This is a genomic window from Candidatus Zixiibacteriota bacterium, from assembly GCA_026397505.1.
In the GTDB taxonomy this organism is placed as follows: domain Bacteria; phylum Zixibacteria; class MSB-5A5; order GN15; family PGXB01; genus JAPLUR01.
The window spans coordinates 1-13673 of record JAPLUR010000120.1 but is presented as its reverse complement, the minus strand read 5'-3'; the positions used below and the strand labels follow the sequence as shown (position 1 = coordinate 13673).

Sequence of the window (13673 nt, the reverse complement as noted above, 5' to 3'; positions counted from 1 at the left end):
TAAGAAAGACCTTCTAGAGTGATTCCCGAATGGCCAGGTAGCTGTCATAGCGGAATTTGGGTATTTTCCCTTCCCTGACTGCTTTGATGACAGCGCAATCCGGCTCATGAGTATGGCTACAACCGGAAAACCGGCAATCTTCCAGGAATGGATTCATTTCCGGGAAATAAAGAGCAAGTTCCGCTTTTTCCATTTCCCAGAGTCCCAAGACTTTAAGCCCCGGGGTGTCGGCTATGAAACCGCCTGTCGGGAGCTGGAAGAGCTCCACCAGTGAGGTGGTATGGATGCCTCGATCGCTGTATTCCGAAACTGCTCCCTCTCTGAGATTCAGGCCGGGGATCAGGTAATTGATAAGGGCGGTTTTCCCGACTCCGGAGTGTCCCGCCAGAATGGTTTTATGATCTTTCAGGGCTTGGCCAAGAGAATCGAGCCCCTCACCGGTGACCGCCGAAACCGGGAGGAGATGAATTCCTATACCGGCATACCCTTTTTGCAGCTCGGCAAGGATTTTGGGGTGCCCCAAATCAAGCTTGTTGATAATGACTAATGGTTTCATATCGCCGAGCTCGGCGGCGATAAGAAAGCGATCGATGAAACGCGGATTGAGCGGCGGATTCCGCACCGAGGCGACCACCGCCAACTGGTCGAGATTGGCGGCGATAATTTGCTTTCGGTTCTCCATCCCTTTGGTTGGACGGAAAAACATTGAGGATCGTTCCTCCACCTGCTCAATGGTTCCGGTACCATCGGCATTGAGCAAAATGGTGACGGAATCCCCCACAGCCACGGCTGTGGCGGCATCGCTCATGAACTTGAGTTTCCCCCTCAGTTCACAAGAAATATCTTTGCCGTGAGAACGAACTACAAATGACTTGCCATGTCCGCGGATAACAATCCCATCAACCGCCATGTAAGCTTTCGTCTCCCTCTTCCATGAGGATATCCCGCAAATCCATTTTATCCTCGTCCCGCAATCGACGCGGGGACTGGCGGTTTTCTTTTGTTTCGTTCAATTTCTTTTCCAGTTCCTTTTTCGGCGCGGAATTCCATCCCCGCTTCTGCCGGGTTTTCTTCAGCAGCTTCTGCAGCTTTTTCAGGCCTTTCCCGTCAAACATACCCTTAATAGTTTGATTGAGTTCTTGTTTAGATATATTAAATATCGGTTATAACCCATCATTATTTTAGGTAAAAATTTGAGTCTGAAGCCGTTGCAGGCCAATTCCTTCAAAAGTTGACACCGCAAATTAGCAATAGAATGCCAAAAAGGCAACCGAAAATTTTATATTGGCATACAAATCATAAATGCGGTTGATGATGGTCGCACAAAATGGTATATTTACTCTTTAGTATTAAAGAAAGCAGGAATTCATATGGCCAATATAATAACCAGGATATTCGGCACCAAGCATGATCGGGATGTAAAGAAAATCAATCCGCTGGCTGAAGAAATTAACGGGCATTTCGAAGACCTTTCAGCTCTGACAGAAGAACAGCTTAAGGGAAAAACAGAAGAGCTTAAGAAACGGCTGGAGGAAGAGGAAACGTTGGATGACATTCTGCCCGAGGCCTTTGCTGTGGTTAAAGAGACCTGCCGCCGTCTTTGCGGCCAAAGCTGGGATGTGGCCGGGATTGATACCCCCTGGAATATGGTCCCCTATGATGTCCAGCTTATCGGCGGCATCGTTCTGCATCAAGGGAAAATCGCCGAAATGGCCACCGGTGAAGGTAAAACCCTGGTAGCGACCCTCCCGACCTATCTGAATGCCCTGAGCGGGAAAGGGGTGCATATTGTCACCGTTAATGATTATCTGGCCAAGCGCGACTCCCAGTGGATGGGGAAGATATTTGAATATCTGGGGCTTTCGGTCGGCTGCATCCAGAACGAGATGGACAACGCTCAGCGGAAGGAAGAATATAAGAAGGATATAACCTTCGGTACCAACAACGAGTTTGGATTCGATTACCTTCGCGACAACATGGCTCAGACGGTCGATGACCGGGTTCAGCGGGGTTATCATTATGCCATTGTCGATGAGGTTGACTCGGTCCTGGTTGACGAAGCCCGAACCCCGTTAATCATCTCCGGGCAGGTGGAAAGCACCCTCGACCAGCGTTTCGCCGAAATGCAGCCGGTGGTGGCCACTTTGGTGCGCAAACAGTCCAACCTGATAAATGAGAAAATTGCGGCGGCTGAGAAGCTCCTGGGCGAAAGTGACGGCGACAAAAGCTATGAAGCCGGGCGGCTCCTTCTGGCGGTTGGCCGCGGCGCTCCCAAGAACAAAAAGTATCTTAAAATGGTCAAAGAGGCGGGCGTAAAAAGCCTGATCACCTCGGTCGAATCGGATTATCTCAGGGAAAAGAAATTATATGAGGTCGATGAATCTCTTTACTATGTTATCGATGAGAGAGAAAACTCCATCAATCTGACCGACCACGGCCGCACCCAGTTTTCCAAAGCCGAACAGGAGCTGTTCACCATTCCCGATATATCCGAAGTGCTTTCCGAAATTGAAGGAGACACCTCCCTTTCGCCGGAGGAAAAAACGCGGCGGATTGACGAGTTGTACCGCCTGCATGCCGAGCGCTCGGAAAAAGTGCATTCCATCAGCCAGATTCTGAAAGCCTATACCCTTTTTGAAAAGGATGTCGAATATGTCGTGCAGGACGGCAAGATTCTGATTGTCGATGAATTCACCGGGCGGATGATGCCGGGCCGGCGCTACTCCGACGGACTGCATCAGGCGATTGAGGCCAAAGAGGGAGTCAAAATCGAAGGGGAATCGCAGACCCTGGCCACTATCACCCTGCAAAACTATTTCCGCATGTATGCCAAGCTGGCCGGTATGACCGGTACCGCCGAAACCGAGGCACAGGAATTATGGGATATTTACAAGCTTGATGTTGTTTCGATCCCGACCAACGAACCGGTGCGTCGGATAGATTTCAACGACGTCGTTTATCGCACACGGCGTGAAAAATATAATTCGATTATCGAAGAGATAATCGAATGCTACAATTCCGGGCGACCGGTGCTGGTCGGAACCATATCGGTCGAAGTATCGGAGACGTTATCGCGCATGCTAAAACGTTCCGGCGTACCGCATAATGTTCTCAACGCCAAATACCACCAGATGGAAGCGGAAATTGTCTCCAAGGCGGGGCAGGCCAAATCGATAACGATTGCCACCAATATGGCCGGCCGCGGTACCGATATCAAACTGGGGCCGGGGGTGGTCAAACATCAGAATTGCGCTCTTCTGGATCCGCGCACCGACGAGGAAATCTGCCCTTATTTTAAGGAACTGAAATGCCGCGAGAATGTCCCCTGTGGATTGCATATCATCGGTACCGAGCGCCATGAGTCGCGCCGTATCGATCGCCAGTTGCGCGGCCGTTCCGGCCGTCAGGGAGACCCCGGCTCTTCCCACTTCTACCTTTCGCTTGAAGATGACCTGATGCGCCTTTTCGGTTCCGACCGTATCGGGCGGATAATGGATCGCCTCGGCGTGAAGGAGGGCGAGGTTATCACTCATCCCATGGTCACCAAAGCGATTGAGCGGGCGCAGAAGCGGGTCGAGATTCAGAACTTCGCCATCCGCAAACACACTCTCGACTATGACAATGTAATGAATTCCCAGCGGGAGGTAATCTACAGCCGCCGCCTGGCCGCACTGGAACGCACCTCAATCAAGGAAGAAGTGCTGGAATTGATCGATTCGGTACTGGAGACCATGATTGCAAAATACTGCCCGGAAAAAGAGTACCCCGAGAATTGGGAATGGACCGGATTGAAGGGTGAATTGCTGCATACTTTCCTCATGAATCTGGAGTTGAAGCAGGATGAAATCACCGCTTTGACTCATGAATCATTTTTCGAAAGACTCCAGCAGGGAGTGCTCAATTTCTATGCCCAGAAAGAACGGGCCTATGGCGAGGATATCATGCGGCGGCTCGAACGTTATGCCGTTCTGATGACGATTGACAAACACTGGCGCGACCATATGTACGAGATGGATCAGCTCAAGACCGGTATCGGCCTGCGCGCTTACGGCCAGCGCGACCCGCTGGTGGAGTACAAGCGCGAGGCATATCGCCTTTTCGCCGAAATGATCGAGATGGTCGACAAGGAGATAGTCGGCATGGCGTTCAAACTTCAGGTCAATATGCCGGAGAAATCCCGGGATGAGCGCCGCCGCGAGATGCATCAACAGTCGCTGATAGCCTCGCACCAGGAGACGACCGGCATGGGTTACGGTGTGGCCCGACCGCCCGATGAGGCCAATCCGATGGCCGAGGCGTCGCAAAGAGGCAAAGCCAAACCGTTCAAACGGCAGGCCGAGAAAGTGGGCCGCAACGACCCCTGCCCCTGCGGTTCCGGGAAAAAATACAAGAAGTGCCACGGCGCGGGAGAATAAAAATGGTCGAAAAGCTGAAGAAGTGGCAATCTGATTATAGAAAGTGGTTAGACGACAATCCGAAAGCGAATGAATATGAATGGCGCGTAGCGCTTAGAGGATATCTATTTTTAAAAGGGTTGGGATACAAAGAAAGCCAAGTTAAGTTCGAAAGAGACAGAACAGACCTCAGGATAATTTCGGAAAATCTCATTCCCTATTTTATCGTGGAGACAAAGACAACAGATAGGAGTATTGATTCCCAGAAGACTCTTGATCAGGCCCTTGGATATTTGGAGGGCGGCGAACAATATGTGATGCTTGCTTCAAAGCAACGAATAAGAATATTAGATCCTTTCGGAGGTTTCATAACGGAATTGGAGATTTTGGATCCCGTAATTACCGAGGACGCCTTTTTCCAGACGTTACATGCGCAGTACTTAACTAACAGGAAAAACCTCGCAAAGTTCCGAGAAGGACAATTAAGGCGCGGTTCGATTAAAGTGGACAGCCAGAACCAACCCAACCTGGACAAATTGATCAAGATTCTACGATATTCTTCTGACCGCCTTATCAAATATGTGGAATTGGCTTTTGCAGGATATAAACTGGAATATGCAGAATATCGCCGAAAGTTGGATCCGCTTGATGCGGCTTTCAACGCTTTGCAGAAAAACGGGGTTAAGCCCGAATTTTATGAACGCCGCCACAGGCAGTATATACAGATCAAGCAGCTTTTAAATAAGAAATATAAGGTGGCCCGTGAGATATTCGATAATTCCTATAAGATATTTTCGCATTTCCAGCCCTTTTCCAAATCGCCTTCCAGTGATCTTAAGAAACGGGAAGATGAAATCAGAGAGATATATTGTACTGACGTTGCATACGCGGCTTTGAATCGCATTCTTTTCATCCGCATTGCCGAAGACAAGAAACTGGTGGAAAGGAAGATTTCCAACAGTGGAATACATGCCTGGAGAAAATTCGTAACGAATCTCAAAGATAAATATCAAGAGCTGCTGCGTATCGCCTTCAAAGATACCGGCGAAATCTATTCGCATTTTTTTGAAGCCAATATCTTCGATTGGTACATTGATAGTGACGGCGACCTTAATAATCTTCTGGAAGATATTTTCTACCTGTTGAATTCCTTCGATCTTTCGCGTATCGACTCAAATTGCCTGGCCGACCTTTATCAGGAATACCTGCCGGCTGAAAAGAGGAAGCGCCTTGGTGAATTTTACACCCCGCCGGAAATCGCCGAGTATATTCTCAGGTCGGTCGGTTACCCCGGTGAAGGCAAATTATTGGATTTTGCATGCGGCTCCGGCGGCTTTCTTGTGCCGGCAGCCCGGATGCGTCTGGAGCAATTAAAGAAGAAAGGGATAGGCCCCGACCTCCGCCTGGAGGCATTACAGGATATTGTTGGTCTCGATATTAACCCCTTTGCTACTCATATCGCTGAAATGAATATGCTCTTTGTCATTCTTGAGACTTATCTTGAGGCCAAAGAGAAGCTGCCCAGCTTTGAGCTTAAACGGATCCCCATATATACGACCGACTCATTAGTCTCTATGCCACCGGCGGCAGAGGCACTGGAATTGTTTCATGAAGATAGGACGGCTGAATTTGTACAGAGCTTTGAGATAACCGAAGATTTGGGCACGTTCAAATGGGTGGTCGGCAATCCCCCCTATGTCCGTAACGAACGGCTTCCCGAGGATTACCGAAATCTCTATAAAGAAACTTTCGCCGATGTGGCTAAAGGCAATACCGACCTGTATACCTTCTTCCTCCGAAAAGGCATTGATTATCTTGAAAACGGCGGCAGAATGGGCATAATCGTATCGCTGGGTATTGCCGATTCGGGCGCCAGCGAGAAGGTACGGCAATTCATTGCCCAATATCAAATTGAAAAAGCGGTCTCCCTCGAAAGTATCAGAGTATTTGAAGCTTCGACAAATCCCATTATTGTTGTCGTGAAGAAGTCAGATGTCACGCCGAAATCGGAAGTGGAAATTATAAATGATTTGGAAGATATTGCTGATTTGAAACGAAAGCGGCCTGCCAGTACGGTGCGACAGAAGGATTGGCTTGACTTAACAAAAGACTTGGATAATTCGTGGCGCGTGGAGATTCAAAAAGAGGATTTAGTTATATTCTCAAAATTGTTTCAAGGAGAGCGAATTTTCGAGGCAAATTATGGTCTAGCTTTGCGTGATAAGGCGCAAGGACAGAAAATGATCTCTGACAATGCAGATGAGTTTGAGAATCCAGTCCCGCTTCTTGATGGCCGAGAATTAAGAAATTGGGTGATTAGATGGCAAGGGCGATATCTTAATTATATGAAGGAGCTTATTTCCGATTTTAAACCGCCTGAATTTTTTGCGCCGCCGGTTGTACTGCTACCACGCATATCAAGAACAATCCAAGCCGCTCTTGTGGAAAATCTGCTCGGATTTGACAATAAGCAGTTCGCTTGCAGGAATACTGTGATGATCGTTCGTCCAACGAAAGGTCTCAAAATTGATTATGATATGCTAATATGCCTATTGAACAACAATCTTAATAGATTTAGTGCCGCATTAATATTGCGTTCCGGCGTTGTCCAGGAATTCTATTCGACGATGTATAGCCGAGTAATCGACCGCCTCCCCTTGGACCCGCATCTTTGGAAAGCTGTACAGAAATCAACATATGCTAAGTTAAATGAGGAATTTGCCCGGATATCAATGAAGATTCTCGATGGAGACATACGGTTATTAAGCGACATAAATAAAATTACGGATGTAAAGACCATTCCTTTTGGACTACTGCCGAATTCAGATCTGAGCGGATATATTGAGCCCATTGCTACCATGCGGGCTTCTTTAGATATTTCGGGGAATCTTGTCGGTGGTGAAAAAATGGGATTAATTAAGGGCGATCCAATAACCCTTCAGTTTATCTTATCTTACTCCGAATTGATTGATGCCCCAGAACTGTCCAAGGGCTATCTGGAGCGATTTCCTATTCCCGCTGACAAAGAGATTCTCCTTTTCGCTTTGGAAAAAATGCAGGCGTGGTTCGATGAAAAGCCGCTGCTTCTTGACAAACTCCACGAAAAAGAGGAAGAACTCGACGAAATCATTTTCGATAACACTAAGTCGCTGACCAAAGCGGACGTGGCATATATTAAGAAACGAATAAAATCACACCCCCTTAATAAAATCATAGTCACCACACCTCCGGGCGCACCAACCAAAAGAATCCCCCACAAACGCTGGGTGTCGGGTGATAGATACAAAGAATAATCCAGTCTATCCAATCCAGGAAACTAAACATTGGGCGATTCCGTATCAAAGTAAGATTGTATGATAAATATTCTTTTTGTTTGCACCGGGAATTCCTGCCGCAGCCAGATGGCCGAGGGATTTGCACGGTACTTTTCCAACGGGAGATTCCGGATTAAATCGGCCGGACTCTTCCCCACCGGCATTCATCCGATGACCGTTAAGACGATGAAGGAAGCCGGCATCGATATCTCCGATCAGACCTCGGATATGCTGAATCCGGCGATGGTTGAGTGGTGCGACTACTTTATTACTCTCTGCGGCTCGGCCCGCGATCGCTGCCCCGCCGTTCCGCCAAAAGTAAAGCATTTCCACTGGGATATCGAAAATCCCGATATTCTTTATATTTCCGAAGAAGACCGCCGCCGCGAATTTGCCCGAGTAAGGGATGAAATTAAACGATATGTAGAGAAACTTTTCCTCCAAATAGAAAAAGGAGAGATATGAAGAAACCTTTATTATTTGTCACTCTTATACTAATGATCGGACTGGCCCTGCCTGTCATCGGCATGGCGCAGGATTCAATGCAGTTTCCGGTCAACGAGTTTACGATTGCCAATGGGATGACTTTCCTGGTCGTGGAACGTCACACCTCGCCGGTCTTTTCCGGATTTATCACCGTAGCGGTCGGCTCCGCCTACGAGAAAACCGGCAATATCGGCTCGGCCCATCTTCTGGAACATATGATGTTCAAAGGGTCGCAGACAGTCGGAACGACCGACTACCCGGCCGAGTCGGCGCTGATGGTCAAAGAGGATTCGGTCTGGGCCAAAATCGATGAGGCCCGGCGGCAGGCCCGCTATATCAAGATTAATCATCCGGAGAACTTGGATCTGCATTTGAAATATATCGATAGCCTGAAAGTAGTGCTCGATTCGCTCAGCGCGCAAAGTTCCCGGTATGTATTACAGAATGAGTTCGATCGGATTTACACCCGCAACGGAGCGGGGGAATTCAATGCCAACACCGGCTATGACCGAACGCAGTACTATGTCTCGCTTCCCGCCAACCGTCTTGAGCTCTGGTTCAACATGGAATCGGATCGGATGAAATATCCGGCTTTCCGCGAGTTTTTTCCCGAGCGCGATGTGGTCGGTGAGGAGCGTCGCGGATCGGTGGAGAACAGCGCCGATAGTAAGATGATGGAGCAACTGATCGGCGCCTCCTTTATTGCCCATCCCTATCGCCTTTTCTGGGAATGGCAATCGGAAGTCCTTAACCTTAGCCGGAATGATCTGGCCGACTTTTTCAAGACCTATTATATCCCAAAAAGAATAACGGTGGCGGTCGTGGGCGATGTCAAAACCGAGGAAGTAAAAATGCTGGCCGAGAAATATTTCGGCGATATGCCGGGCGGACCGGAACCTGAACCAATCTATACTGTCGAGCCGGATCAACCCGGCGAGCGCCGTGTCGAAGTAGTTTTTGAATCTTCGCCGACGGTCTTTATTGCCTATCATATGACCGCATTTGATTCGCCGGAACAGCCGGCGTTCCAGGTAATAAACCGCCTGCTGGCTGATGGCCGCACCTCACGTTTGTATAAAACTCTGGTGCTCGAAAAGCAGATCTGTCTTGACATTTCGGCCGGTTATTTCCCCGGCGCCGAGCTGGGTGACAATTTCCCCGGAATTTTTACAATCTATGCCTATCCTAAAGAGGGGATCAGTACGGCCGATGTCGAAAAGGAAATTTATGCTGAGTTGAATAAACTCGCGGCCGCTCCCGTTGACGATAAGGAGTTGACCAAAATCAAGAATCGTATCGATGCCGAATTTGTCTGGGGCTTCTATTCCAATCTGGGCCTGGCCGACAAACTAGCGGTCGCTCAGAATATGGCCCAAGATTGGCATTATCTCCTAAAATTCCGCAGCAACCTCAAGGCCGTGACGGCCAATGATATCATGAGTACCGCCAAAAAATACTTCACTAAGGAAAATCGGACGGTGGCGACGCTTATTCCCAAGCAGACAGGAGATGCCCAATGAAAAAACTGACTCTGATCTTCGCGGCTCTGGCCCTGCTGTTGAACTCGACCGTCAATGCCGTCAATCCGCGCGACATGAAATTCCCGCCGCTCAAGTTTGAGCCGGCCGAGCCGGTTCGATTCACCACCGATAACGGCATGGTCGTCTATTTCCTTGAGAATAAGGAACTCCCGGTCTTCACCGCCGGCATGCTGTTCAAAGGAGGAACTGCCTATGACCCGGCCGATAAATCCGGCCTCACCGAGCTGACCGCCCGCCTTCTCCGCACCGGCGGAGCCGGGAAACGTACCCCCGACCAGGTTGATCAGGATCTGGATTTTGTCGGCGCCAATATCACCAGCGGGGCCACTTTCGATTATCTCATTCTCGATTTACGCGGCTTGAAAAAAGATGTCAATCTCGGCCTGGAGATATTATCCGATATGATGCGCCGGCCGGGGTTCGACACGGCCAAGATCGCCATGGAGCTGTCCAACAAGAAGGATGAAATCCTGCGGCAGAATGACGATCCCTCGCAACTGACGCGGCGAGTATTTTATCAGACTGTCTATGCCGGGCATCCCTACGGGCAGTTTCCCACGATGGCCTCGATAGGAAATATCAACCGCGAGGCAATACTGGAGCAATATCGGAATTACTATAATCCCGACAACTGCATCATGGCGATCTCCGGCGATATGACGCTGGATGAAGTTAAAAGCCTGGTGAAGAAATATTTCGGCGACTGGCCGAAGGGAAACCGGGTTATTCCGCTTCCGCCGCAGGCGGTCATGCAGTACAAACCGGGTGTTTACTATGCCGAGAAAGATATCAATCAGGCACAGGTACGAATGGGACATCTCTGCATGAACGACAAAAATCCCGATCGCTACGCCATGGATATACTCAATTTCGCCCTTGGCGGCGGGGGATTCACCTCGCGGCTGACCGGCGAGGTGCGCACCACGGCCGGCCTGGCTTACTCGGTGGCAAGTTACGCGATCCATCGCCCAGACATGGGGACTTTCTTTGCTTTCTGCATGACCAAAGCCGAGGCGATGGGGCAGGCGACTCAGATGATGCTTGATATTATCAAGAAGGTTAAAGATAGCGGCATCACCCAGGAAGAAATGGACATGGCAAAAGAGTCAATGATGAACGGTTTCATTTTCAACTATGTCACGCCCGACCAGATTGTCAACGCCAAGGCCTATCTCGAATTGAACGGCTTTCCGCCCGACCAACTGAAAAGAGATTTGGAGTCATACCAGGCGGTCACCCTTGAGGATTGCCGTCAGGTTGCGGCCAAATACCTTGACCCGCAGAAAATGGCCATTGTGATTACCGGGAATAAGACTCTGTTTGACAAACCACCCGATACATTCGGCCCGGTGACCGATTTCCCGATAGAAATCAAATAGTATCTTATAATTTGCAGATTGAAGGGCTGTTTTCCGACAGCCCTTCTTCTGTCAAAACCCGTGAGTTTAAATTATTCCTTGACAAAAATGGGAGTTTGCTTATATTTTTGACAAATATACAGTTTCGCTGGCACCGAATTTCTTATTACTTGTCGAATCGTGTGAATCTACTCGCCATGCATGGGAGGTAATCATGTGGCGTCCTTATTTGCTAACCGTCTCAATTCTTCTGGCGGCTATTTCGGCATTTGCCCTTCCGCCATCCCAAACCCTTAATAACGGGGAACAAACTATCATCCGGCAGGATGATTTTGAATCATATTTTGATGCCAATAACCTTCTGACCTTTGCATCCAATAGGGGCAGCTTCGGTTATGATATCCAAATGTCATTTGGACAGGTTCCGGGTTTATATTATCCTTACACCGGAAACTGCGGCGATATTACAAGCGGAAACTTGAAAAAAACGGTTCTTTTCGCATCCGGCATCATGCTGGGGGGCAAGGTCAACGGCCAGATTCGAACGGCAGTCAGCGCTTACGGAATAGAGGAGTTCTTCCGGGGGCCGGCCGGTTCCAACGGCATGGCCCTGCCTGATATTTCCCGTTTCAAAGTTTACAAAATCGACCACGACAGCGCCGCCTGGCTTAGCCCAAGCAAACCTTCCTGCGCCATTCAAGACTCGACCCGTCACTTCAACGATTGGCAGCTCTGGAAAGATGAGGCGGTGTTAGACGGCGCCCCGTTGGATATTTCCGGCAATCCCCTGCTTCTGGGTCAGCAGACTCTCTGGTGCGTTTACAATGATGGTGGCTCACATCAAAATTACAGCTATGGAGGCGGGACCCTGCCGCTGGGCGTGGAAGTGTATCAGACAGTCTGGGGATCGGAAATACCGGGCGAAGAGAATGTCGTATACCTGAAATACAAACTTTATAACCGTGGCCCCAATGTTATCGACAGCTTTTATTTTTCGTACTGGGCGGATCCTGACGTTGGAGGCTCCACCGACGATCTGGTGGGATGCGACACAACCTACGACCTCTTCTTTGCCTACAATGCTGATGCTTATGATGCCGTGTATGGTGACGTTCCCGCCGCCTGGGTTGGCAAGGTTCTCTACGGCCCGGTGGTTCCCTCGCCGACCAGTACCGCCATGTTTGATGGCCATCCAATGCCGGGATATAAGAATATCGGCATGTCATCCTTCAATAGGTATATAAACGGCATCGATCCAGATGTCCCGGAGCAGCTTTATGGTTATATGAAGGGCCTCGATGCCGTTATGACCGGCGAACCATATATTGATCCCAACACCGGCGACCCCACTGCTTTTCCCTACGCCGGAAATCCGATCACCGGCCAGGGGTGGCTTGATAATAGTCCCGCAGACAAGAGACTGATGGCTAACTTTGGCCCCTTCACTTTCCACCCTGGAGACAGCCAGCAGGTAGTACTGAAGATTGGGGCTTATGCCGAGCAAAATCATTTTTATTCATTATCGAAATTAAGAAATATTCTGGATCCGAACTGCCCTGTGCAGGAAGTAAATTACGTGCCGTGCAATACCGCCGAGATCTGGAAGACCGACTATCGTAAACTTAAGCGGGTCACCTTCCAACCCTCTTGGCAGAGATGGTTGACCGGCGTCAACTGGAATGGAAATTACTTTTATAACAGCGCCGACTATGGTTTCAATTTCTGGGGAGGATATCTTAATCCGCAAACAATGCCGGATTCATTCCACACTGTTGAAATCAGGTTCTCCAGAACAGTTACGCAACGGGCCTACAGATATATACGCCCCGGCTATCCCTACGGCGGCTATTGCCAGGTACCATTTACCGTATGGGATATCGAAGAAAATCGACAATTGAATGCCGCTTTTGTCGAATGGACCGGCAGCGCCGTTATGGATTCCACCTGGGGACCGGATACAACCGCGCAGGGTGGACGCGAATATCTCTATGTTCTGAACTCCGACTATGACGGTGATAGTCCCGGTGACGCCGGAACGGGAGCTCTCCCCTATCCCACTATGGATTTCGGTGACGGCAGCGATTTTGATTTTCTTTATGCAGGGTGGTTCAAGATTTTGGTGGGGCATTCCTTGAACGAATTGACTGACGGTCAAAAAATCGTTTTTGAAATTGCTCAGCATTTGAATCCCATTGGGCTCGTTGACTCGCTCCTTTTCGACGAAATCATTCCGGGTGATACCGCCGAGCAGCAGGTTGAGATCAGATGCGTTACATCGGGTCTATCTCTGGTCGAATTGACAACCAGCAACCCTTCCGCATTCTCAGTTACTAGTAATTTACTAGTGTGGTGTCCCTAACGCTTCTTTACAGCGATCGATTTTTCGGAGGATCATATTTGCGTTTTTGGTCCAGCGAAAGACGGTCGGTTTCCGGTTATAGTCTCTGATATAGTCGTTGATGGCTATGATTAGTTGTTTGACCGAGGTAAAGGTTCCACGGCGGATGCGCTTCTGCGTGATTTGCGAGAACCAGCTTTCCACCAGATTGAGCCAGGAGCTTCCCGTAGGGGTGAAGTGCA

General features: G+C 49.3%; 10 protein-coding genes. 6 read left to right on the top strand and 4 right to left on the bottom strand.

Annotation, left to right across the window (positions count from 1 at the left end; genetic code table 11):
- Window positions 1–13: 13 nt before the first annotated feature.
- The gene (rsgA, locus tag NT002_12395) at window positions 14–910 is read right to left on the bottom strand and encodes a ribosome small subunit-dependent GTPase A (GenBank protein MCX6830061.1); all 897 of its coding nucleotides are present in this window, start codon (window positions 908–910) and stop codon (window positions 14–16) included.
- Complete coding sequence (locus tag NT002_12390) at window positions 900–1115, bottom strand: hypothetical protein (GenBank protein MCX6830060.1); 216 nt, start codon at window positions 1113–1115, stop codon at window positions 900–902. The genes rsgA and NT002_12390 overlap by 11 nt, the downstream gene beginning before the upstream one ends.
- 255 nt (window positions 1116–1370) lie before the next feature.
- On the opposite strand from NT002_12390, the gene secA reads away from it, so the two are divergent.
- Entirely contained in the window at window positions 1371–4415 is a 3045-nt protein-coding gene (gene secA / locus NT002_12385) for a preprotein translocase subunit SecA (GenBank protein MCX6830059.1), read from the top strand.
- A gap of 716 nt (window positions 4416–5131) precedes the next feature.
- Here secA and NT002_12380 read toward each other — a convergent pair.
- Complete coding sequence (locus NT002_12380) at window positions 5132–5455, bottom strand: hypothetical protein (protein MCX6830058.1); 324 nt, start codon at window positions 5453–5455, stop codon at window positions 5132–5134.
- An 81-nt stretch (window positions 5456–5536) separates the two neighbouring features.
- On the opposite strand from NT002_12380, the gene NT002_12375 reads away from it, so the two are divergent.
- From NT002_12375 to NT002_12355, 5 genes are all read left to right on the top strand, one after another.
- The gene (locus tag NT002_12375) at window positions 5537–7687 is read left to right on the top strand and encodes an N-6 DNA methylase (GenBank protein MCX6830057.1); all 2151 of its coding nucleotides are present in this window, start codon (window positions 5537–5539) and stop codon (window positions 7685–7687) included.
- 60 nt (window positions 7688–7747) lie between these two features.
- On the top strand, window positions 7748–8173 hold the full coding sequence (locus NT002_12370) for an arsenate reductase ArsC (protein ID MCX6830056.1): 426 nt from the start codon (window positions 7748–7750) through the stop codon (window positions 8171–8173).
- A complete protein-coding gene (locus NT002_12365; protein MCX6830055.1) occupies window positions 8170–9714 on the top strand; it encodes a pitrilysin family protein in 1545 nt (514 codons plus the stop codon). Before NT002_12370 ends, NT002_12365 begins: the two co-directional genes overlap by 4 nt.
- Window positions 9711–11114 carry a pitrilysin family protein gene (locus tag NT002_12360; GenBank protein ID MCX6830054.1) on the top strand — a complete coding sequence of 468 codons (1404 nt, stop codon included), beginning with the start codon at window positions 9711–9713 and terminating at the stop codon, window positions 11112–11114. Before NT002_12365 ends, NT002_12360 begins: the two co-directional genes overlap by 4 nt.
- Window positions 11115–11307: 193 nt before the next feature.
- Complete coding sequence (locus NT002_12355) at window positions 11308–13452, top strand: hypothetical protein (GenBank protein ID MCX6830053.1); 2145 nt, start codon at window positions 11308–11310, stop codon at window positions 13450–13452.
- Here the strand turns inward: NT002_12355 and NT002_12350 are convergent.
- Window positions 13435–13673: IS3 family transposase (locus NT002_12350; GenBank protein MCX6830052.1), on the bottom strand; the 239-nt coding region annotated here is incomplete at its 5' end. The genes NT002_12355 and NT002_12350 overlap by 18 nt on opposite strands.